The following is a 21152-nucleotide window of genomic DNA, read 5'->3' on the forward strand; positions in this document are numbered from 1 at the left end:
ATGATGCTGGGAGCGGAGAATGCGTGGGTTGCAATGGCTGCGACTGAATGAAGCTAATGGCGCTCTACTGTGGGTTTTCCGGTGTCGATGGCAATGTCGCCGTTGATATTGGTGTCGATGCTGGTGTAGTCGATGTTGGTGTCGATGCTGGTGTAAGAGTCGCCCGGCATTTTCGCGCCGGTATGAGCGGTGTTATGCGCTGATGGCTTGAAGCTCCCCTGAGTGCCCACCTGCTTGAATTTCTGAGTATTCAGTATTCAGTATTCAGTATTCAGTATCGAGCCTTGAGCGCCGGGAATCAGTTATTCAAGTGTAAGCCCGGGAGCGCGACAAATACCGCTGCTCCACAGGCGGTTACAGGCTGTTATCTATAACGCAAAAAGGATCAGTGCTGCATTGCGGGGACCGTTGCCGGCGCAGTGACTTTTTCGAGCGCAGTGAGGTCGGGTGCGTTTGGACGGGCGCGCTTCAGCTCCTGTTGATAGATCAGGCCGCCAAGCTCGCGCAAAAACGGTTTGGCCACCTCGTCGATCTGGTAGTCATCATCGTTCAGTGTGTCGTTTTTATTGGCATAGATAACCGCGGAAAGAAAAAACTCCACCCGATTCTTCAGATCGACGATATAAGCCGAGTCGATCACATGCCCGTAGGCCCAGCCGGTTTTGTTGAAGATTTTAATGTGCTCGGGGATCTGCCGGGGTTCACCGCCAAACATCAGGAATTTGGAGTAGTTGTGCGGATACTCTTTCGCAGAATAAGCGGGTTCGCTGCTGTCTGGTGGCAGCATGGACATATAGCGCAGCAGCAGCGCGCGGTCTTCTTCGCGCAGTGCAAAGCGCTCACTCTGAGCAAACAACTGCGGGAAGATTAAACGCTTCATCACTCCATCGAGGTCGCCGAGGCTCAAGCGGTTCTTGGTGGTGAAATCCATCGGCGTGGGGATGCGCTCGCCGGCGGCAATATAGGCTTTGCCCAGCTTGGGGTGGCTGGTATTGATATAGCGGGTGTCGCTGTGGCGCGCCGGCAGGGACAGGATGGTCTCGCCTGCGGCGTCGATAAAGCGAATGGGGTTGTACTGGCGGTTCTCCTCTTCCGTCATGGCCGTGCTCAGGCGGTGATTGATCAGCGTGTGCCGCAGCCCTTTATTCGCCAGTTTCTGATTGATGTAGTCCTGCCCCAAGAGTTCATACAGGCGGTTACTGGCATCGTTATCGCTCACCAGAAGAATCTTTTTAATGTAGTGGCCGATGCTGGGAGTGCCGCTCTCGGCGGTGGGATCGCGATATGCGCTGGTCTGGGCGGGGGCGGCGGCATCGGTCAGCATGGTGGTTGCAGAGGTCAGCCCCTCAACATCCTGTTCGGCCAGCCACTCCAGCGCCAGCAGCGAGATTGGCAGTTTGACGGTGCTGGCGGGATAAAAATAGCGGTTGTTATCCAGCCCGTAGTGGTACTCCCGCAACTCGGGGTTATTGTGCCGGTCGCGGTCTATGCGGGTATAGATGATCTGCAGCCGGTGAGGCTCAGGGTCGGCCATGACGGCATTCAGAATGGGATATTCCGGGCCGGCCGCAGACAACCACTCCTGCAGCTGCTCGCACTGTTTGTCCGGTGCCGAGGCTGAGGAGTAAGTCGAGAGGGAGGTCGAGTGTCCGCAGCCGGCCGTGGCCGCCATGGAAAGTCCAGCACTGCAAAGCAGCAGTAAAACACGGTGCAGGTTCACAGGCGGTACCTCTTTGAGAAATGACCGCAGGATCATATCGACCCGCCCCGGGCGGGGCAAACCCGCATGGGGGAAGCGGGCCGCTGCGGTGAGCGCGAATTGCCGGCGGGGCCGCGGATTGAAGGCCGGGGTGGGAAGTTTGCCGATGACGGTGTGGCGGGGCTGGTTGCGCGGTAATGGGGGAAAAACGGTCAGCCGCGAATAAACTGCGACTTTTTCACCCAGTGGCTGCCGCGATAGTTTCTGGTGGCAGCTTTGCTGCGCTTGGCCCAGAAGAAGTCGCGGTTAAACTGGAATTCCACGTCGTAGCCCTCGGCCAGGGCCGCCAGGGGCATGGCCTGGAAGCTGCTCCGGCGCTCTTTGCTGGTGGCCTCCAAAAGGTATTCGCGGTTATTGACGATCGCCACCACCCACGCATGCCCCTCCCCCTTGAAGGTGCCCATCGCCACCCGGGCATCCACGCCCAGGTTGATGAGCCAGTCGGCCAGCAGGATGGCGTGGTCTTCGCAGTCGCCGCGTTTCTGGTAATAAGCCTGCCGCGAGGTCTGCCAGATATCCGCAAGGCCGGAATATTGCAGGTGATCGAGCTGATATTCCTTGCGGGTCGCCAGGGTATAGAGGGGCACCCAGAGCTCGCGTGTGGTGAAGGGCTGGAAGCCGACAAGATAGCTGTTGGCAAAGTGATGTTTGCTGTCGAGACCGCGCGCGGAAGCGGTGGCATCGCGAATGCCGCGCCAGTGCCACACGGAGACATAGGCGCTGTCCTCAAGGCTGCGTTGTTCCACCGCCTGATGAAGGAATTCCTCGGTCAGCGGCTCGCTGCTGCCCTGTACACGCACCACGCCGCGCTGGTTATCGCGAACCCGCTCGGCCGAGGACAGCTCCATCTGCCGCGCAACCATGCCCTTGTGCTCAACGGGCTGGGGCGGAATATCGTAGTAACCGCCCGCCTGCAGGGCCAGGTGTGGAGCGATAAGTGCGGCGGTGACCAGTCCGAGTAAAAGCCAGTGACGCATGGGGAAAGAGCTCAGCCTTTGAGCCCGAAGGAGATGATGAGGGCAACAAAGAGGAGGATGGTGGAGGCGAAAATCGCTACGGCGATATTGCCTTTTTTGAGCTCTCCCTCGATATCCACATGCCGCAGCAGTTTCTTGTCGATCAGCATCAGCGAAACGATGCCGATAAAGAGCGCCAGCACGGTATACAGAATATTGATGCCGATATTGAAGAGGGTGGCAGTAATAAATTCCATCTGCATGATATTCAGTAGTCCATAAAACTGAAGAGGTGCCGATTAAATCATAAAGTGCCGCGCCGCGCTGAGCTGTGGTTGCAGCAAGGGCAGAAATTTCCCGGTGCGGGCCCTTCAGCTGAACAGTATGGAGCATGTGTGCGGAGCGGGGGAAGTGTGCGGGAAATGGAATGCAGGCGCTATGGCCAGCGGGGTGCTGGATCCCGGGGCTGGAGCGGCAGGCCGCAGGCGCGCCGGCTGCTGGAACAGGGAGGGCGTTAGGAAGCGCGTACCGCTTTGTGAAGGGGCCAGGCATCCGCGCGTGGCGAAAATAAAAAAGGCCGCACTGGGCGGCCGAGGGGATCAAGATCGGGTCGGTTGGGTTCGATTGGGTCGAGAGAGAATCAGTGCAGTTTGACCAGGTCATAGGCCGCCAGTTGCGGGATGGCGGCGTGAACCTGGGTTTCGGTCCGGTCGATGGCCTCCATCTGCCGACAGAGACTCTCGGCCATGGCATGCAGGGCTTCCGTCTTGCCCTCGATGGCCTCTTCCGCGGCCGCGGCGGCCTGCTCCGCCTGGCGTTCGATACTGCGCCCGCCGGTCAGGGCCGCCTTGAAGGCACCCCAGGCAATGCTGCCGGCGGAGTCCATGGCGATCTGCTCCAGGCGGGGTTCCAGGTCCTTGCCGATGGCCTCTTCCACAAAGGTCTCCACACCTTCGGTACCCAGGGTGTAGGTGCCGTCCTGCTCGCTGAAGCGCTGATAGGCGCGGCGCTGCACGTCTGCCATGGCCTGGTGCAGTTCCTCGAGGTTGGGGTGGTCGCTGCCAGCGAGGACGGTCAGCGCAATCCCCACGCCGTGCAGGGCCACATCCACTGCCAGCAGGGAAAGCAGGTTCAGGTTGCGGCTGGCCTCGTGCATCTGGCCGTAGTAGCGGGCCATCAGGGTCTGCTGTGTCACATCCAGTGCAATCGCCTGACCATTGACCATCAGGGTCGCGGGGACCTCATACAGAAACAGGGTTTCGCTGGACTGGGCGCTCTCCCGCACATCAATGGACGATGGTCCCAGGCGCACCGTGTGGGAAATATCGATATTGCACTGCTCGTTATCGTCGCCAAGCTCCAGGTTTTCGGCGCAGACGATACCGCTCGCGCCCATGGCGGCGGCAATCAACAGGGGTTTCCACATATCAGCGAGTCCGGTTGTTTATTCAGTTATGCATAGGATGCGCTGAAACCGGCGCATGGATGCAGTGACTGAAAATTTTTTTGGCAGGCTGACGCCGACGCGATGGCGGATGCTGTTAGGGGCAGGGGCAGGGGCAGGGGCAGGGGCCGGATCAGGAGCCGATGCACAGCGGGCAAGCGGCGCTGCCGGCTGGGAGGCCGGCCAGTGCTTTTGCGTATCTTTCGGTCTTGCGATTGGGCGCTGGGCGCCGGGCCGCGAACGGGGCTGGAAGCGCGCTCAGTAGGCGCCGCGAATCAGCTCGATACCGGGGCCGATAGCCTCGCGCCAGCTGGCTTCGGTGTTCTCGTCGAATTCCGGGTCGTGTTTGCGCACGGTGTCGATCAGTGCCTGCAGCCAGAGGCTGTACCACTGTGGCTGAATACCATAGCCGCGGCGGGAGTGGCTCTCGCCGAGGGCGCGCAGCTTGGTGTCTGGCATGCCCCGGGAGTGCAGCACCAGCTGCATGATGCCGTTGCGCAGCAGATGGCGCTGCTGCTTCATATCGGTGTCCACGAACAGCGCCCGAACCTCATCGGAAGAGCTCATAAAGCGGTCGTAGAAATCGATAAAAAATTGCTCGTTATTACAGCAGCGTCCATAGCTCTGGAAAACGATATCACTGGCAGCCTGTTGCATCAGAGGGACTCCGCGAGTGGTTGGGATCGGTAATTGAAGGCAAAGGATGGTGAAAAAGCGCGGATTGTATCGGTGCGAGCGAAATCCGGGAAGGGCTTATCCGCGCAGAATCTCTGCAGCTACTGAGCCGCAGAGGTCGCATTGGTGACGATCAGTGCCTCATAGATGGCGGTGGCAATGGCCCCGTAGCGGCCGGTGGCGAATAGATCGCCGGCAAAGCGATTGGAGTTGTGCTCCGGGTCCAGCACCGGGGAATGCTTTTTGTTGGTCAGCAGCACTATGCCGAGGTTGTGGGCCGGGTCTATGAGGGTGAGTGTGCCGGTCCAGCCGGTGTGGCCGTAAGCCTGTGGGCTTGCCAGCTCGCCGAACATCCACTGTATGTCCGCGTTGGCATTGCGGCGCCAGCCGAGGCCAAAGGTGGGGTCTGCCGGAGAGGGGGCGGTAAAGCGGGTGATGGTCTGCTGATCAAAAAGGCAGACATCGCCGTAGCCGCCGCCATTGAGCATGGTTTGCAGCAGCAAGGCGAGATCTTCCGTGGTGGAGAACAGCCCGGCGTGCCCGGATACCCCGCCCATGGAATAGAAGGCTTTTTCGTCGTGGACCTCGCCCCTCAGGGTGTGGCGGCGGATATTGGGGAAGTCGATGGTGCCGTCGCGGGTGTTGCCCATCAGTTCGGTGGCGGCGAACTGGCTGGGCTTGAAGCCTTTTTGCAGCGGGTTGAACCTGGTGTTGTGAAGGCCCAGCGGCGCATAGATGTGCTGTTCGACATAGTCATCCAGCGGCTGCCCGGCAATTCGCTCCACCAGCAGGCCGAGCAGCATATAGTCGGTATCGCTGTAGGCGGTTTTGCTGCCCGGTTGATAGTTGAGGGGGGCTTGCGGAATCAGTGCGAGGGTTTTTTCCCGCTGCTGGGAGAAAAGTTCTTTTGCCGATGCGGGGTTGTGAAACTGCGGATCGGGAGAGAAGCCGGCGGAGTGTTGCAGCAGGTCGCGCACGCGCAGGGAGTTTTTGCCGCGAATACTATCGCCATCGCGGTCGGTAAATTCCGGCAAATAGTGGCGCACCGGAGCGTCCACGTCGAGCTTGCCCTCGCTTACCAGCTTCTGCAGGGCAAAGTTGGTGGCGTACATTTTGGTGTTGGAGGCGAGATCAAACAGCGTGTCCCGCTCCACTGGCGCCGGCGTCGCCAGCGGCTGCAGGCCAGCGAACTTCTGCCGGTAGCCGTACTGCGCGCTCTTCACAATGCGCCCGTCCTTGATGATCAGCAGCGCCGCGCCGGGAAAGCCATTGGCAATATCGGCCTCGATCAGCTGGTCGACCCGCTTCAGGCCGGTGCTGCTGAAGCCGGCCTGCTCCGGGCTGGCGGCATGGCGCAGTACCGGAAGATCGCAGCTGGCCTGTTCATTGATAGCCAGAGCTGGTGCGGGTGGCTCGTCGCTGGCAATGGGCGCGGCCTGTCCCTGGCTGGCCAGGGCAATCAGCAGGGCGGTGGCATAGGCGCCCAGCCGTTGCATCAGCGGGCTTTTTAATCGGGTTTTTAGCCCGGCGCTGAAGCGGTGGCTTAAGCGGGATTTCCGCGCATCGGCGCAGCCTTTTAGGGTGCCAGGGTCTTTGAGCGTGAGGGAGGCGGTGAGCGCAAGAGAGCGGGTGGGTGTCAGGGCGTCTGCTAGCGGAGCGGGGCCTGCGCATTTTCTGCCCGCAGCTGTGGCTGCGGCTGTTATTTTTCCGCTGTTTATGTTCCCGGCTCGCATATTCCTCTCCCCTCGTCGCCCGTGAGTCCGCCTGTGGGTCTGTATTGGTGATGCACCGTGGCGCCGCCAATCGCGCCTGAAGAATAAATTATTTTACAGGATGTTGGCGAGAAGAATAATTTGTTGCGAATCAAATGTGTCAGGTTGCCCCTGTGGGGGTGATGTTGGTGCTTCGATCATCAACGAATGTAGATTTAAATTGCGCTGTTCTCGTCCTGCAGGCTGACACGCAGGGAGCCATCCTCTTCCATCGCCACCGTGACTGCGATCGGGCGGCAGCAAACCTGGCAGTCTTCGATGTAGCGATAGGAGTCATAACCGCCTTGCGAACACGGCGACGTATCCACCAGCAGGGTGATCGGCTCGCCGCAGTAGGGGCAGTGGCCGCGGTATTCCTCTAGACCTGTCATCGATTGTTAGCCCTCCGCTGATCGCTATCCTGATACCTGCCATGGGCGGCGGTGTTTGCGGGGGTGATTCCCCGCGATGCCGCGCAATGTCTGCGCGGCATGTTTCCTTTAATACCCTCTCAAGCGTGCCTTGCCCTGCAGCCCGCGGGCGGAAAATTCTGGGGCATTTTTTGTAGTGAAATTACCGTGTGCGAGTGTAGTTTAACTACAAAAAATAGCGGGGAAATCCGTCGTATCGAAACCGCGGATTTCGGGACATTTGTCATCGCCTATGACCGCATTATCCGCTAAAGTCCCGGTCGGCGTAGGCCTTTGCGCTTGTTATAATCCGCCCCCATTTTTAACGTTTCACAAAACAGAGGTGACTGGTGATGGCCGTCAAGCAGATGACTGATCTGAATCTCGCGGGTAAACGCCTGCTGATCCGCGAGGACTTGAATGTGCCGGTGAAAGATGGCGCGGTCACCTCCGATGCGCGAATTCGCGCCGCGCTGCCCACCATTCGCCAAGCCATGGATGCCGGCGCCCGCGTGCTGCTGATGTCGCATCTGGGGCGGCCAACGGAAGGCGAGTACGCCGAAGAGTTCTCCCTCGCGCCGGTGGCGGCGCATCTGGGCAAGCTGCTGGGCTGTGAAGTGCCGCTGATCAAGGACTGGCGCGAAGGTGTGACGCTGGAAGACGGCGCCGTCGCCCTGCTGGAAAACGTGCGCTTCAACGCGGGCGAGAAAAAAGACGATGAACAGCTCGCCCGCGCCTATGCGGCGCTGTGCGATATTTTTGTGATGGACGCTTTCGGCACCGCGCACCGGGCCCAGGCCTCCACCCACGGCGTGGCCAAATTCGCCCCGGTGGCCTGCGCCGGCCCGCTGTTGGCGGCGGAGCTGGATGCGCTGCAGAAGGCGCTGGCGCAACCCGCCCGCCCCATGGTGGCGATCGTGGGTGGCTCCAAGGTATCCACCAAGCTGACGGTGCTGGAAACCCTGGCCGACAAGGTGGATCAGCTGATTGTCGGTGGCGGCATCGCCAATACCTTCCTCGCCGCCAGCGGCAAGCCGGTGGGCAAGTCCCTGTGCGAGCACGATCTGGTGGATACCGCCAGGGCGCTGATGGAGAAGTGCGACATTCCCCTGCCGGTGGACGTGGTGACCGGCAAGGAATTCAGCGAAACCGCCGCCGCCGAGACCAAGTCCGCCGATGAGGTCGCAAGCGACGATATGATTTTCGACATCGGCCCACAGTCATCCGAGCAGCTGGCGGCAATCCTGCGCAATGCCAAGACCATTATCTGGAACGGCCCTGTGGGCGTATTCGAGTTCGACCAGTTCGGCGGCGGCACCGAGCGCCTGTCGAAAGCCATTGCCGGGAGCGATGCCTTCTCCATTGCCGGCGGTGGCGACACCCTGGCGGCGGTGGACAAGTACGGCATTGCCGATCAGGTCTCCTATATTTCCACCGGTGGTGGCGCATTCCTCGAATATGTTGAAGGCAAGACGCTGCCGGCGGTAGCGATGCTGGAATCCCGCGCGAACGATTGATCTTCACACTGTCCCGCCGGCAAGCCCGGCGGTGACGAAAGCAAGAAAACAGAATTTTGGCTTAGACGAGAAAGGAATTTTTCATGGCACTTATCAGTTTGCGGCAATTGCTGGATCACGCTGCCGAGTACGGCTACGGCGTGCCCGCATTCAACGTCAATAACCTGGAGCAGATGCGCGCGATCATGGAAGCGGCGCGGCAGACCGACTCCCCGGTGATCGTGCAGGCCTCCGCCGGCGCGCGCAAATACGCCGGCGCCCCCTTTCTGCGTCACCTGATTCTGGCCGCCATCGAGGAGTTCCCGGAAATCCCGGTGGTAATGCACCAGGACCACGGCACCAGCCCGGCGGTCTGTCAGCGTTCCATCCAGCTGGGCTTCAGCTCGGTGATGATGGACGGTTCGCTGGAGGAGGACGGCAAGACGCCCGCCTCCTACGAGTACAACGTGGATGTGACCCGCCGCGCGGTGGAAATGGCCCACGCCTGCGGCGTTTCCGTCGAGGGTGAGCTGGGTTGCCTGGGCTCCCTGGAAACCGGCATGGCCGGCGAGGAAGATGGTGTTGGTGCCGAGGGCAAGCTGTCGCACGACCAGCTGCTCACCGACCCGGAAGAGGCGGCGGATTTTGTCGCCAAGACCGGCGTGGACGCGCTGGCGATCGCCTGCGGCACCAGCCACGGCGCCTACAAGTTCAGCCGCCCGCCCACCGGGGACATTCTCGCCATTGACCGCATCCGCGAGATTCACGCGCGGATTCCCGGCACCCACCTGGTGATGCACGGTTCCTCCTCGGTGCCGCAGGAATGGCTGGCGGTAATCAACGAATTTGGTGGTGAGATTCCGGAAACCTACGGCGTGCCGGTGGAGCAGATCTGCGAGGGCATCAAGTACGGTGTGCGCAAGGTCAATATCGACACCGACCTGCGTCTGGCCTCCACCGGTGCCACGCGCCGCTTCCTCGCCGAGCACCCATCCGAATTCGACCCGCGCAAGTTCTACAAGGCGGCGCAGGACGCGATGAAGGATATCTGTGTGGCTCGCTACGAGGCCTTCGGTACCGCCGGCAACGCCAGCAAGATCCGCCCACTGAGCCTCGACGCCATGGTCCAGCGTTACGAGTCTGGAGAGCTGAACCCGCAGATCAAGTAACACCTGCCTGGGCATCGCGCGGGGCGTGTGCATTCAAGAAATGCCACGCCCCGGTTTCATATTTCGGCTTCGGCCGCTTTGCCGCCTCCCTGCGGTTTCTTTCCAGTTTCCTTCCTGTTTCCTTCCCGCTTGTCCCCAGCGTTTTTACAGATAGCTTCAGATAGCTTCAGATAGCTTCCTTGCGTCCCTTCGCCAGCTTTATTCGCGCCTGTTTACAGCCTTTAGGCCATCTCACTGCAGCCCTTGGTTATGCGCTTAGGCTGCGCCGCAACCGCTTGCGGTTTTGCCGCCGAGGTCAGTTGATTTGCATGGCTTCCGGCTGGCGCAAAATGCAGTACTATGTGGTCTATGGAATTAATACGTGAACTGTCAACGCTGGAGCACAGCCCGGTCCTCAAACGGCCGGACTTTACCGCGTTGCGCGAACAGCTGCCCCGCCTGGACTTCAGCGGCGCGGAAGCGTTGCTGCCGGAGCTGAAGGACTACCGCACCTACTACAACCTGCACTTTCCGCTGGCCCATAAAACCGGCGTCGGCACTTTTCAGGCGGCGGGGTTCGAGCTGGTCTCCCAGTACTGGCTGGTAGAGGAGCCGCGCGGCACGCTGTTTATCTGTCACGGTTATTTCGATCACACGGGCATTTATGGTGCGGCGATCCGCTTCGGCCTGGAGCGCAACCTGAATGTGGTGATTTTTGATTTTCCTGGCCACGGACTCTCCAGCGGTGAGCCGGTGGCCATCGATACCTTCCTGCAGTACCGGCAGGTATTGGACAGCCTGCTGAATATCGCCCGCGAGCGGCTGCCGGGCCCTTGGCACGCCATGGGCCAGAGCACCGGCGGCGCGGCGCTGCTGGCCTACCTGCAATACAGTTTCTGGCAGCCGTTTGACAAGGTCTTCCTGCTGGCGCCGCTGATCCGCCCGGCCCGCTGGCATCTGCGCAAGTGGATGTTCTACTTTGGGCAGTTCTTTATGGTGGAGCCCAACCGGGGCTTCAATATCAATACCCACGATGCTGAATTCGCCCGCCGCCAGGCGCACCGGGATCCGCTGCAATCCCCGGTGATGTCGATGCGCTGGCTGGCGGCGATGGTGGACTGGCTGCACGCTTTCCCTAAAACGGCGCGCAACCCCAAGCGCATTCTGGTGGTGCAGGGCAGCGACGATGAAACCGTCTCCTGGCGTTACAACATGCGCGCCATCCGCGCCCGCTTCCCCAACAGCAAGCGGGTCATTGTGCGCGGTGCGCGCCACCAGATGATCAATGAGACCCAGCCCTACCGCCACCAGATTCTGAAGGCGCTGGACAGCTGGCTGCGGGATTAGCCGGCGGATCAGCAGGGTTCTGCCGGGCATTCTCGTCGGCCGCTTACCTGGCGTTTTTGCTGGCGCCCTTGCTAGTGTTTTGCCTGACGCCTTTCCTGACGCCTTTCCTGACGCCTTTCCTGACGACTTTCCTGGCGCCTTTGCCGGTTCTTGCCCAGCTCTTTCGCTGTTCCGTGAGCGGGTTCTGGAGTGGGTTCTGGAGTGGGGGGTGCTGCCGCATAGGGCCGCCCGCTAGCCTTTCACCGAGTATCCGCTTCCCCGAATCTTCGTTTCCCCGAGTCTTCGCCTGCGGCTTATTTTTGCCCGCTCAGGCCCTCCGCGCGGGTGACGGTATAAGCGGAATCGCGTCGTAAAAGCTGGCCTGTAACCGCTACGCGGCCCGCAGCAGCGCGCGCTGGTTGCGCCTGTGCGCCAGCGCTTCGGCGGTGTAAAGGATGAGCCCGACCCAGACGAAGGCAAAAGTCACCAGCTTGGTTTCGTTGAGGGGTTCCCCGAACACCAGTGTCGCCAGCATCAGCATCAGGGTCGGCCCCAGATACTGGAGAAAGGCGATGCTGGACAGGTTCAGCCGGCGCGCGGCGATATTGAACAGCAGCAGCGGCACCAGTGTGATGGGCCCCGCGAGCAGCAGCAGGCCGTTCAGCTGCCAGGCATTGCCGGTCAGGTTGCTGGTGGGGCTGTCACTCCAGAGCAGGTAGAGCAGCGCGATTGGCAGCATATACAGGGTTTCGACCGCCAGGCCGGTGAGACTCTCCACCGGTGCGCGTTTGCGCACCAGGCCGTAGAAGCCAAACGAAAATGCCAGGAACAGCGCCACCAGCGGCAGTTCGCCGAACTGCCACAGCTCGTGCCCGATACCGATCACCGCCAGGCTTACCGCCAGCCACTGCAGCGGGCGCAGGCGCTCCCCCAGAAAAAGCACGCCCAGCAGCACGCTGATCAGGGGGTTGATGTAGTAGCCGAGGCTCGCATCCAGCATATGGGCATTGGTGATGGCCCAGATAAAAACCAGCCAGTTGCTGCCGATCAGCAGCGTCGAAACTGCCAGGGTGGCCATGCGCCTGCGGTCGCGCAGGGTGCTGAGGAAATCCCGCTGTTTGCCGATCAGCAGCAGAATCAGCAGTGCCAGCAGCAGCGACCAGACGCTGCGGTGGGCGAGGATTTCCGGCGCGGGGATGCCGTCCAGCAGCTTGAAATACAGCGGCGCCATCCCCCACAGGAGGAAAGCGGTAATACCGGCAAGCAGGCCGGCGGCAGCGGAATCTTTATGGGGCACGGGTTACTCGCGGCTTGTGGCCGTCGTTCTCATGAAGCAGGGGGGAAGCCGTCGCGGATCGCGCGGCGGCAGCGGCGGATTCTACCGGGAAAATCCGCCCGGGTCAGTGCCCTTGGGGAAGGCCCCGGCAGACTGCCGGGGCCTGTGGTGGGTCGCTTAGAAGAGTACGCGGCAGCGCAGGGTGCCGGGGATATTCTTCAGCTTCTCGAGCGCCAGGTCGGAGTACTCCGCGTCCACGTCGATGACCACGTAGCCGAGGGTCTCGTTGGTCTGCAGGAACTGCGCGGAAATGTTGATGGCGTTTTCGGAGAACACCTGGTTGATGGCGCTCAGAATCCCGGGCACATTCTTGTGGATGTGCAGCAGGCGGTGGGCGCCACCCTGGCCCGGCAGTGCCACCTCGGGGAAGTTGACCGAGCTGGTGGTGGTGCCGTTGTCGGAATAGGTGGCCAGCTTCTCCGCCACTTCGACGCCGATGTTTTCCTGGGCTTCCATGGTGGAGCCGCCGATATGCGGGGTCAGCAGTGCGTTGTCGATGCCGCGCAGCGGCGACACGAACTCGTCATCGTTGCCACGGGGCTCCACCGGGAACACGTCGATGGCGGCACCGGCCAGGTGGCCGCTCTTCAGCGCCGCCGCCAGTGCGTCGATATCCACCACGGTGCCGCGGGAGGCGTTTAGCAGAATGGCGCCGGGCTTCATCTTCTCCAGCTGTTCGCCGCCGATCATCATCTTGGTGGACGGCAGTTCCGGCACGTGCAGGCTGACCACATCGGACTGGGCCAGCAGCTCGTCCATGGAGTGAACCTGGGAGGCGTTGCCCAGCGGCAGTTTGGTCACCACATCGAAGAAGATCACGCGCATGCCGATGGCCTCGGCCATAACCGACAGCTGCGAGCCGATGGCGCCGTAACCGATAATGCCGAGGGTCTTGCCGCGGGCCTCGTAGGAGCCGGAGGCGGATTTCAGCCAGCCTCCGCGGTGGCAGAGGGCGTTCTTTTCCGGGATACCGCGCAGCATCAGGATGGTCTCGGCGATGATCAGCTCGGCCACACTGCGGGTGTTGGAGTAGGGCGCGTTAAACACGGCGATGCCGAGTTCGGTGGCGGCCTTCAGGTCCACCTGGTTGGTGCCGATGCAGAAGCAGCCGATGGCGATCAGCTTGGGGGCGTTTTCCAGTACCTTGCGGGTCAGCTGGGTGCGCGAGCGGATGCCGACAAAGTGGGCATCGGCGATTTTTTCGATCAGTTGCTCTTCCGGCAGCGAAGTCTTCAGGTACTCCACGTTGGTATAGCCGCGGGAGGCCAGCAGGTCGATCGCCGACTGGTGCACACCTTCCAGCAGCAGGATGCGGATTTTGTCTTTTTGCAAAGAGATTTGCGGAGCCATAAACACTCTCTACTATGGGCAACAGTTTTTGAGAAAGTTAAAAAGCGCTGGATTGTGCGGTCACGGCAGGTTCGCGCCAGCGCGTGGTCAAACTTGCGGGGCCTTGCGCAGAAAGCCCGGGCGGCAAACCATCCGCTCCTGAGCATGCGCCAGTGCGCGCAACCGGGGGTCCGGCGAGGGCGCGATCATAACACACGGGGCTGTAAAAGCTTTACGCGAGATACTTATCCTAAAGGGGGCACCGGCATGTACCGGCATCAATATACCTGCGCCAGCGAATGTGACTTACCTGTCGGCAAAATCGTCTGTGTGGGACGCAATTACGCCGACCATGCGGCGGAGCTCAACAATCCGATCCCGCAGGAGCCGCTGCTGTTTATCAAGCCCGCCACCGCCGCCGTGGATCTGCGCGCGCCGATCCACCTTCCGGTGGGCCGTGGCAGCTGTCACTTCGAGGGCGAGCTGGCGCTGCTGATCGGCCAGCGGCTCAGCGGCGCCAACGCCGCCGAGGTGCCCGCCGCCATCGCCGGGCTGGGGCTGGCGCTGGATCTGACCTTGCGCGAGCTGCAGTCGCAGCTGAAGGCCGATGGCCACCCCTGGGAAAAGGCCAAGGCGTTTGACGGCGCCTGCCCCCTGTCGCCCTTCGTCAAGCTGGACTGGCTGCCGGACTGGGATGCCCTGACCTACACCCTGTGGCTGAACGGAGCGGTTCGCCAGCGCGGCAAGAGCGCCCATATGCTGACGCCGATCCTCGACCTCGCCGCCTATATCAGCAGCTATTTCACCCTGGAGCCCGGCGATGTGATTCTCACCGGCACCCCCGCCGGCGTGGGCGAGCTGCACCACGGCGACCGCCTCGCCCTGCAGTTGGAAGAGGACTGGCTGCGGGTGGAGACCGCGGTGGTCTAAAAGATCGCAGTGGCCTGGGAAGACTTGCGAAACCGCAGCGGCATGGGCGGTCAGCGGGCGACCCCGGCAATGCAAACCGGTGCCGTGATTGCCCCCTTCCGGGACTACCATTCATTTCATTGCCGGCAGGGCCGGGTGAAACTATGATTCCGCGCGCATTGATACAGATACTGCACTGCGAAAATGCGCGCATCCCGCGTGCCGCTCTATTCCCGCCGGCTGGCAAACCCAGCGGCCTGCATCATTCTCCACGGTGTCCACAAGGCGCCCGCTGGAGACGACACACGCCCTGAAATGACAGAGAGACTGCGCGATGACCGAGCTGAACCCCATCCAGACCATCCGTATCCTCACCACCGGCGGCACCATCGAGAAGAGTTACTGCGAGGAGGAGGGCACCCTGCGCAACCGCGCCTCCATCATCCGCGACGGCCTCATCGCCAGCCTGCGCCTGCCCTATACCCATCTGGAGCTGGACAGCGTGCTCAACAAGGACTCGCTGGAGATGGACGACGCCGACCGCCAGCTGATCGCAGATGCGGTGTCGCGCACCGCCGCCAAGGGCGACCCCATCGTGGTTCTGCACGGCACCGACACCATGGCCAACACCGCCGACTACTGCTTTGCAAAGCTCGGCACACCGCCGGTGGCGGTGGTCTTTACCGGCGCCATGAAGCCCATGGGCTTTATCGATTCCGATGCCCGCCAGAATGTCACCGAGGCCCTGCTGGCCGCCCGCCTGCTGCAGCCGGGCTTCTATATCGCTTTCCACAACCGGGTGTTTCCCATTCCCGGCGCGCACAAGAACCGCGAAACCGGCACCTTCGAGGCCGTGGCCGGGTCTGGCTGAATCCGTCTGGCGGGCCGGACACTGGCGGAAAATTCTTCCCGGCCATCTTCGCAGGGGGCGGGATTGCGCGTTACAATTGGCCGCTCTTTGATTTGTGATCACATTTTCGGTATAAACCGAACGATCCTTCAATTTCAACCGTGAGGTGCCCATGTCGGAACACAATAAGACCCCCCAGACCCTGCAGGAGTGGCAGGCGATGGCCGAGGCCCTGCAGATCGAGGGCCGGGCCTTCATCAATGGCGAGTATGTCGACGCCCTGTCCGGCGAGACCCGTCCGACCTTCAGCCCCGGCGATGGTCGCGAACTGGCGCAGGTAGCCAGCTGTGGCCCCGAGGACGCCGAGCTGGCGGTCAAGGTCGCCCGCGAGACCTTCGAATCCGGCGTCTGGTCCCATATGCCGCCTATGCAGCGCAAGAAAATCATGGTGCGCTTCGCCGAGCTGATCGAGCAGAACCGCGACGAGATCGCCCTGCTGGAAAGCCTCGACGCCGGCAAGCCCATCAGCGACACCATGAACGTGGACGTGCCCGGCTCGGTGACCACCATTCGCTGGAGCGGTGAGGCGGTCGACAAGATCTACGACGAAATGGCCCCCACCGGCCCCAACGAAATCGGCCTGATCGAGCGCATGCCGCTGGGCGTTGTCGCCGCCATCGTGCCGTGGAACTTCCCGCTGTCCACCACCTGCTGGAAACTGGGCCCGGCACTGGCGACCGGTAACAGTGTGATCCTGAAGCCCGCTTCCAACACCCCGCTGACCGCCATCAAACTGGCCGGCCTGGCGAAAGAGGCCGGCCTGCCGGACGGCGTGCTGAATGTTCTGCCGGGACCGGGCAGCAGCCTGGGCAAGGCGCTGAGCCTGCACATGGATATCGACTGCCTGACCTTCACCGGTTCCACCGATGTGGGCAAGACCCTGACTGAATACTCCGGCCAGTCCAACCTGAAGCGCACCTTCCTCGAGCTGGGCGGCAAGAGTCCCAACATCGTCTTCGCCGATGCCGACCTCGACAAGGCGGCCGAAGCGGCGGCGCTGGCGGTGTTCTACAACCAGGGCGAGACCTGCACCGCCGGTACCCGCCTGCTGGTGCACAAGTCCATCGCAGATGAGTTTATGCAGAAGGTCAAAAAGGCCGCGGCCCGCTTCAAGCCCGGCCATCCGCAGGACCCCAATACCGTGATGGGTGCCCTGATCGACAAGAACCAGTTCGACACCGTCGAGCACTACGTGGCCAAGGGCAAGGAAGACGGTGCCGTGCTCTTCTGTGGCGGCGCCCCGGCGCAGCCGGTGGAAGGCGGTTACTACTACGAGCCGACCATCTTCACCAAGGTCACCAACGACATGACCATCGCCCGGGAGGAAATCTTTGGCCCGGTGCTGGCGGTGATCGAATTCGACAGCGACGAAGAGGCGCTGCAGATCGCCAACGACTCCATCTACGGCCTGGCTGCCGGTGTCTGGACCAAGGACATCAGTCGCGCCCACCGCATGGCCCGCGATATCCGCGCCGGTTCCGTGTGGGTCAACAACTACTTCGGCGGCGACATCACCGTGCCCTTCGGCGGCTTCAAGCAGTCCGGCAATGGCCGCGACAAGTCTCTGCACGCGCTGGACAAGTACAGCGAGCTGAAGTCCACCTGGATCGACATCTCCTGATCAGCCACTGTTCAGAAGATCTGTTTCTTCGTATCTTGAGGGCCGCAATAGCGGCCCTTTTTTATGAAGCTGATCTACACCCACGAAAACCGCCTGCTGGTCGAACTGGCCAGAAGCAAACTGGAGCTGGCGGGTATCGCGGTATTTCTCAAAAATGAATTCGCCCAGGGCGCGGCCGGCGAACTGGCCCCGCACCAGGCCTGGGCGGAGCTGTGGCTGGAGCGTGAGCGCGACTTCGAGCGCGCCACGCAATTATTGCGGCAGGCCGATGAACCGCAGGCGGATTGGGGTTGCCGAGCCTGTGGCGAAGCCAATGGCGCCGCCTTTGATTACTGCTGGCACTGTGGTGAGCCCCGCCCGCATGCCTGAATTTCCGAGCGTGCTTTTTCCCTGAACCTCATCGCGGCAGGCGGTGCGGGGAACGATGACGCATGCGCGGCATGGCCTGGCCGGCGGTGTCACCTTAGAATGAGGCACCTGGAAACAACCGCGGCAAAAGGAAAACCGAATGTTTGAATGGATAGCAAGCCCCGAAGCCTGGATCGCGCTGGCAACGCTGGCGGCACTGGAAATCGTCCTCGGCATCGACAACATCATCTTCATCTCCATTCTTGTCGGCCGCCTGCCAGCGCAACAGCGGGAGACCGCCCGCTTTGTCGGCCTCGGTCTGGCCATGCTTATGCGGCTGGCGCTGCTGTTTTCCATCGTCTGGATCATGGGGCTGGTGGAGCCCTGGTTCAGCGTGTTCGGGCAGGAAATTTCCGGTCGCGATGTGATTCTCGTCGGCGGCGGCCTCTTCCTGCTGTTCAAGGCCACCCATGAGATTCATCACAGCCTCGAAGGTGTGGATGATGATGGGGGTGCGGTAAAGGCATCCAGCTTCGGCATGGTGCTGGTACAGATCGCGGTGCTGGATATCGTCTTCTCGCTGGACTCCGTTATCACCGCAGTGGGGCTGGTGGACCAGATCTCGATCATGGCGGTCGCCATTATTCTGGCGGTGCTTGTCATGCTGGTGGCGGTCAAGCCCATCGGCGACTTCGTCGAGCGCCACCCCACGGTAAAAATGCTCGCCCTGTCCTTCTTGATTCTGGTGGGCTTCACCCTCATTCTTGAAGGCTTCGAAGTGCACGTGCCCAAAGGCTACATCTACTTTGCCATGGCCTTCTCGATGGCGGTGGAAATGCTCAATATCCGTCTGCGGAAGAAGCAGGCCAAACCAGTGGAACTGCACAAGCCTTTTCATGAGAAAAAAGGCTAGATCGAGATTCAAGCTAAGAAGCGAGCCGGCTATAAAATAAAAGGGGCGCTGAGTGCCCCTGAATAAATGATTTTAGTTAACCAAAAAACAGGCCATAAAAATGTTTTTATAAATAGCGGGAACGTTATCCCTGTTATTAATAAAACAGGTTTTCTTTTCATATTTGATCAGTTTCGCAGTGGAGAGATAAGGGTTGTGAGTTCTTGGAGGTTTTCTTTAGTGAAAACCTCCTCTTAGCGTGTTATGTGACTAATAAAAGGATTTTATATGAGCTATGACTTGATGGTTTTCGAGCCTTCTGTTGCGCCCAGGCAAAGAAAGGCGTTCATGGAATGGTTTGCTGAGCAAACCAGATGGGCCGAGGGTCATTCCTACCGAGATCACGCTGTTTCCAGTGAAGCTCTTCAGGCGTGGTTCAAAGAGATGATCGCTTACTTCCCGCCGATGAATGGTCCACTTGCTTCTGGTGATGTGGATAACGAAAGAGTAACCGACCACTGTGTCGGGAAGAGTGTTATCTATTCTGCTTTCTCGTGGAGCGTTGCGGAAGAGGCCTTCCCGGTGATGCGCGAACTCGCAATAAAACACAGGGTTGGTTTCTTTGATGTAAGCGCTGAAGATGGCGAGATATTATTTCCCGATGAGGAAAATGGCAAAGATAAGGCAAGGTCATGGTGGAAAATATGGTGAACGCTGGTAGATAGATTCATCTATCTATCGAAGTTATTGCCTGTTTGGCGCTAGCCAACATCGGTATCGGCCAACCTACTAATGCCTAGTGGTGTCAAATAATGAAGATCAGAAGCCTAATTTTAGTTTTAATTGTTTATTTGAGTGGTTGTGCAACCACTGTAAAGAATATCAATTTGGACAATTTGAATGATCCAGGCAGTAAGGATGGGCTTGTTTTAATGTCCGCAGGAAGAATGAATTCAAAAGGATTGCTGTCTCCGCCATTCCCATTTGTCAACTATAGAGTTTTCAAGGTAGGCGATAATGGGAAAATAGAGCGGGAACAAAAAAAGTTTATCATGGGCGAGCCCTGGGATGCTTTATATAGGCCATTCGGTCATGTTGGTGGCAGCCGATATGTCTTTGTTCACTTCTTTCCGTTAGAGGAAGGGCAATATGTCTTATGGGCGGAGGAGAGGGGCTCATACGGGGCTATCATTCCGACTGGGACCGGAGCTATGTTTATGCCGGGCTCTGCTCCAAAGGATACAGGGAATGTTTTTATATTTAATGTCCAAAAAAATAGCATAAATTATATCGGAGAGATTCTTACGGTTGATTATAACGTTCAATCACTTGATGGTTTTGCAGTTAATGATGAGCTAGAGCGGGACTTTAAATTCCTTTTAAAGGAAGAGTCTGACTCAAAAAATATAGAAGTTAAAAAGGAGCTGGCCAGCAAGGGGTACCTCATCCGGAATCGAAACTAGGATCAATAGCGCTAACGATTCAACTAGGAAAGTTGGGGCCGGAGTAGAGTTTTCTTGCGATCTGGTCCTGACAATCTTGTCATTTAAAATCAAGATAGAAGTATAAATGTTCAGCCGAAGATTTCATAAGTACATAGGTTTGGCCATGATGGTCCCAATGGTTGGTTGGGCGATCACGGGGGTGGTATTTTTCATAAAACCGGGTTATGCAGGTGCCTATGAAATTTTAAACCCCAAAACGTACCCATTGGAGTCTGACTATTCTATCTCTATGGATGATCTCTGGGAGGAGGTCAGAGTAATAAAGTCGATCCTTGGTGTTCATGTGCTCGCTAGATCCAACGGGGATTATTGGAATTTAAACCCAGGCACCTTGGAACCATCGGAGATTCCAGATAAGCAGCGATTGAAGTTGTTGTTTGAAGACGCGGTATCCAGAAACTCTGCACGGTATGGCGCCATTGAGAGGATCGAAAATTTAACGGCTTATACCTCAACCGGGATTGAGGTGGAGTTGAATTGGGATCGTCTGACATTCAATCAGCAAGGTTTTGATCGGAAGATTATTGATTCCTTATACAGGATTCATTACCTGCAATGGACGCCATGGTCAGCTGTAAATCAGCTAATGGGCTTTGTAGGGCTGCTGCTATTGATGGCTCTTATGGTATTTGGAGTGAGAATATATTTCTCTGGCAGAGGTGCTGTGAATAACAGTTGTGATTAGCTGTTCTGCAAAATTTTTTTGTGATGCTTTTGATTATTCTTCGGTATCTTTAAGAAAAATTTTGTGTCCCAAATTTTTTCAGTGTGAGTCCTATCCGATTATAAATCGCCTTCTAATGCAGCTTTATTCATTGTGTAAGAAATGTTGGTGCGCTGGCTAAAGAGATGGGGATGATGGAGGGTGGGGATATAAGAGGGTATAGAAATTTATCTAAAGGCAAAGAAAGAGGATTTTATAATCCATCTTCTTTGTGGATCTGCGGTCGCCTGTTCGGCGACACTGGTGATTTTGGATACCCAAAATATCAGCCATGATTATACGAACCCTCTTGCCAGCTTCGCGTTGATTTCAATGCAGGCATCCTATGGGTACCCCAGGTGGGCAACGGTCTCTGGTGCCGAGCTTATCAAAGCGCTGGAAAGAATCATCAATAGTGATTCCAGAGCCATTCAAATGCTGGCTGTAAGGAAAATGAATCCCGGTGCTGATGCACAATCACAGCAATAAGCCACGACAACAGACTACGACAACTTGCCCCGGCTTACGTGTCTTGGGGCATTTGAGGATCGCGGGGTAACCTGACCTGCACACGCCGCAGTGCGCTTGCTGGCAGCCAGCAAGGTCCTGAGCAGTCTGTGGCAGCGGCACGGCT

The 21152-nt window shown here is 59.1% G+C and carries 21 protein-coding genes; 12 read left to right on the top strand and 9 right to left on the bottom strand.

Going from position 1 to position 21152, the window contains the following annotated elements; genetic code table 11:
• Window positions 1-385: 385 nt before the first annotated feature.
• The 7 genes from ABEA58_RS13365 to ABEA58_RS13395 all read right to left on the bottom strand — a co-directional run bounded on the left by ABEA58_RS13365 (window position 386) and on the right by ABEA58_RS13395 (window position 6977).
• The gene (locus ABEA58_RS13365) at window positions 386-1720 is read right to left on the bottom strand and encodes a serine hydrolase (protein ID WP_345552250.1); all 1335 of its coding nucleotides are present in this window, start codon (window positions 1718-1720) and stop codon (window positions 386-388) included.
• A gap of 191 nt (window positions 1721-1911) precedes the next feature.
• Window positions 1912-2736, bottom strand: coding sequence for a transglutaminase domain-containing protein (locus ABEA58_RS13370; RefSeq protein WP_345552252.1), 825 nt, complete (start codon window positions 2734-2736; stop codon window positions 1912-1914).
• Between the two features lie 11 nt (window positions 2737-2747).
• On the bottom strand, window positions 2748-2972 hold the full coding sequence (locus ABEA58_RS13375; RefSeq protein WP_345552254.1) for a DUF350 domain-containing protein: 225 nt from the start codon (window positions 2970-2972) through the stop codon (window positions 2748-2750).
• Between the two features lie 383 nt (window positions 2973-3355).
• The gene (locus tag ABEA58_RS13380) at window positions 3356-4141 is read right to left on the bottom strand and encodes a DUF2884 family protein (protein ID WP_345552256.1); all 786 of its coding nucleotides are present in this window, start codon (window positions 4139-4141) and stop codon (window positions 3356-3358) included.
• Window positions 4142-4417: 276 nt separating this feature from the next.
• Complete coding sequence (locus ABEA58_RS13385) at window positions 4418-4816, bottom strand: globin domain-containing protein (protein ID WP_345552258.1); 399 nt, start codon at window positions 4814-4816, stop codon at window positions 4418-4420.
• Window positions 4817-4935: 119 nt separating this feature from the next.
• On the bottom strand, window positions 4936-6330 hold the full coding sequence (gene pbp4b, locus ABEA58_RS13390) for a penicillin binding protein PBP4B (protein ID WP_345552260.1): 1395 nt from the start codon (window positions 6328-6330) through the stop codon (window positions 4936-4938).
• Between the two features lie 431 nt (window positions 6331-6761).
• Complete coding sequence (locus tag ABEA58_RS13395; protein ID WP_345552261.1) at window positions 6762-6977, bottom strand: CPXCG motif-containing cysteine-rich protein; 216 nt, start codon at window positions 6975-6977, stop codon at window positions 6762-6764.
• Between the two features lie 371 nt (window positions 6978-7348).
• On the opposite strand from ABEA58_RS13395, the gene ABEA58_RS13400 reads away from it, so the two are divergent.
• The 3 genes from ABEA58_RS13400 to ABEA58_RS13410 all read left to right on the top strand — a co-directional run bounded on the left by ABEA58_RS13400 (window position 7349) and on the right by ABEA58_RS13410 (window position 10986).
• Window positions 7349-8512, top strand: coding sequence for a phosphoglycerate kinase (locus ABEA58_RS13400; protein WP_345552263.1), 1164 nt, complete (start codon window positions 7349-7351; stop codon window positions 8510-8512).
• Window positions 8513-8595: 83 nt separating this feature from the next.
• A complete protein-coding gene (gene fba / locus ABEA58_RS13405) occupies window positions 8596-9660 on the top strand; it encodes a class II fructose-bisphosphate aldolase (protein ID WP_345552265.1) in 1065 nt (354 codons plus the stop codon).
• A 348-nt stretch (window positions 9661-10008) separates the two neighbouring features.
• Window positions 10009-10986 (top strand): alpha/beta hydrolase, encoded by a 978-nt coding sequence (locus tag ABEA58_RS13410; protein ID WP_345552267.1) that lies wholly within the window; start codon window positions 10009-10011, stop codon window positions 10984-10986.
• 370 nt (window positions 10987-11356) lie between these two features.
• Here ABEA58_RS13410 and rarD read toward each other — a convergent pair whose 3' ends face one another.
• Window positions 11357-12262: an EamA family transporter RarD gene (gene rarD / locus ABEA58_RS13415; RefSeq protein ID WP_345552269.1), complete on the bottom strand. Its 906-nt coding sequence runs from the start codon at window positions 12260-12262 to the stop codon at window positions 11357-11359.
• A gap of 156 nt (window positions 12263-12418) precedes the next feature.
• A complete protein-coding gene (serA, locus tag ABEA58_RS13420) occupies window positions 12419-13651 on the bottom strand; it encodes a phosphoglycerate dehydrogenase (protein WP_345552271.1) in 1233 nt (410 codons plus the stop codon).
• Window positions 13652-13897: 246 nt separating this feature from the next.
• Between serA and ABEA58_RS13425 the strand changes: the two genes are divergently transcribed.
• The 9 genes from ABEA58_RS13425 (at window position 13898) to ABEA58_RS13465 (ending at window position 21007) form a co-directional block, all read left to right on the top strand.
• Window positions 13898-14560 (top strand): fumarylacetoacetate hydrolase family protein, encoded by a 663-nt coding sequence (locus tag ABEA58_RS13425; protein WP_345552273.1) that lies wholly within the window; start codon window positions 13898-13900, stop codon window positions 14558-14560.
• Window positions 14561-14873: 313 nt separating this feature from the next.
• Window positions 14874-15410: an asparaginase domain-containing protein gene (locus ABEA58_RS13430; protein ID WP_345552275.1), complete on the top strand. Its 537-nt coding sequence runs from the start codon at window positions 14874-14876 to the stop codon at window positions 15408-15410.
• A 151-nt stretch (window positions 15411-15561) separates the two neighbouring features.
• The gene (locus tag ABEA58_RS13435; RefSeq protein WP_345552277.1) at window positions 15562-17070 is read left to right on the top strand and encodes an aldehyde dehydrogenase; all 1509 of its coding nucleotides are present in this window, start codon (window positions 15562-15564) and stop codon (window positions 17068-17070) included.
• 63 nt (window positions 17071-17133) lie between these two features.
• Window positions 17134-17439, top strand: a complete 306-nt coding sequence (locus ABEA58_RS13440) for a putative signal transducing protein (RefSeq protein WP_345552279.1) — start codon at window positions 17134-17136, stop codon at window positions 17437-17439.
• Between the two features lie 139 nt (window positions 17440-17578).
• A complete protein-coding gene (locus ABEA58_RS13445; protein ID WP_345552280.1) occupies window positions 17579-18331 on the top strand; it encodes a TerC family protein in 753 nt (250 codons plus the stop codon).
• Window positions 18332-18598: 267 nt separating this feature from the next.
• A complete protein-coding gene (locus tag ABEA58_RS13450; protein WP_345552281.1) occupies window positions 18599-19021 on the top strand; it encodes a hypothetical protein in 423 nt (140 codons plus the stop codon).
• A 101-nt stretch (window positions 19022-19122) separates the two neighbouring features.
• Window positions 19123-19773: a hypothetical protein gene (locus ABEA58_RS13455; RefSeq protein ID WP_345552283.1), complete on the top strand. Its 651-nt coding sequence runs from the start codon at window positions 19123-19125 to the stop codon at window positions 19771-19773.
• Between the two features lie 106 nt (window positions 19774-19879).
• The gene (locus ABEA58_RS13460) at window positions 19880-20500 is read left to right on the top strand and encodes a PepSY domain-containing protein (RefSeq protein WP_345552285.1); all 621 of its coding nucleotides are present in this window, start codon (window positions 19880-19882) and stop codon (window positions 20498-20500) included.
• Between the two features lie 282 nt (window positions 20501-20782).
• Window positions 20783-21007 carry a hypothetical protein gene (locus tag ABEA58_RS13465; RefSeq protein WP_345552287.1) on the top strand — a complete coding sequence of 75 codons (225 nt, stop codon included), beginning with the start codon at window positions 20783-20785 and terminating at the stop codon, window positions 21005-21007.
• The last annotated feature ends 145 nt before the right edge of the window (window positions 21008-21152 follow it).

Origin of the sequence: Microbulbifer aestuariivivens, assembly GCF_039545115.1 — a bacterium.
Lineage (GTDB): Bacteria > Pseudomonadota > Gammaproteobacteria > Pseudomonadales > Cellvibrionaceae > Microbulbifer > Microbulbifer aestuariivivens.

Excerpts from the sequence above, each read along its gene's own strand:
- ABEA58_RS13410 (WP_345552267.1), top strand. The coding sequence starts at position 10,009 with ATGGAATTAATACGTGAACTGTCAACGCTGGAGCACAGCCCGGTCCTC.
- serA (WP_345552271.1), bottom strand. The coding sequence starts at position 13,651 with ATGGCTCCGCAAATCTCTTTGCAAAAAGACAAAATCCGCATCCTGCTG.
- ABEA58_RS13375 (WP_345552254.1), bottom strand. The coding sequence starts at position 2,972 with ATGGAATTTATTACTGCCACCCTCTTCAATATCGGCATCAATATTCTG.
- ABEA58_RS13425 (WP_345552273.1), top strand. The coding sequence starts at position 13,898 with ATGTACCGGCATCAATATACCTGCGCCAGCGAATGTGACTTACCTGTC.
- ABEA58_RS13370 (WP_345552252.1), bottom strand. The coding sequence starts at position 2,736 with ATGCGTCACTGGCTTTTACTCGGACTGGTCACCGCCGCACTTATCGCT.
- ABEA58_RS13380 (WP_345552256.1), bottom strand. The coding sequence starts at position 4,141 with ATGTGGAAACCCCTGTTGATTGCCGCCGCCATGGGCGCGAGCGGTATC.
- fba (WP_345552265.1), top strand. The coding sequence starts at position 8,596 with ATGGCACTTATCAGTTTGCGGCAATTGCTGGATCACGCTGCCGAGTAC.
- ABEA58_RS13400 (WP_345552263.1), top strand. The coding sequence starts at position 7,349 with ATGGCCGTCAAGCAGATGACTGATCTGAATCTCGCGGGTAAACGCCTG.
- ABEA58_RS13395 (WP_345552261.1), bottom strand. The coding sequence starts at position 6,977 with ATGACAGGTCTAGAGGAATACCGCGGCCACTGCCCCTACTGCGGCGAG.
- ABEA58_RS13430 (WP_345552275.1), top strand. The coding sequence starts at position 14,874 with ATGACCGAGCTGAACCCCATCCAGACCATCCGTATCCTCACCACCGGC.
- ABEA58_RS13450 (WP_345552281.1), top strand. The coding sequence starts at position 18,599 with ATGAGCTATGACTTGATGGTTTTCGAGCCTTCTGTTGCGCCCAGGCAA.
- ABEA58_RS13460 (WP_345552285.1), top strand. The coding sequence starts at position 19,880 with ATGTTCAGCCGAAGATTTCATAAGTACATAGGTTTGGCCATGATGGTC.
- ABEA58_RS13455 (WP_345552283.1), top strand. The coding sequence starts at position 19,123 with ATGAAGATCAGAAGCCTAATTTTAGTTTTAATTGTTTATTTGAGTGGT.
- ABEA58_RS13440 (WP_345552279.1), top strand. The coding sequence starts at position 17,134 with ATGAAGCTGATCTACACCCACGAAAACCGCCTGCTGGTCGAACTGGCC.
- ABEA58_RS13445 (WP_345552280.1), top strand. The coding sequence starts at position 17,579 with ATGTTTGAATGGATAGCAAGCCCCGAAGCCTGGATCGCGCTGGCAACG.
- pbp4b (WP_345552260.1), bottom strand. The coding sequence starts at position 6,330 with ATGCAACGGCTGGGCGCCTATGCCACCGCCCTGCTGATTGCCCTGGCC.
- ABEA58_RS13385 (WP_345552258.1), bottom strand. The coding sequence starts at position 4,816 with ATGCAACAGGCTGCCAGTGATATCGTTTTCCAGAGCTATGGACGCTGC.
- ABEA58_RS13435 (WP_345552277.1), top strand. The coding sequence starts at position 15,562 with ATGTCGGAACACAATAAGACCCCCCAGACCCTGCAGGAGTGGCAGGCG.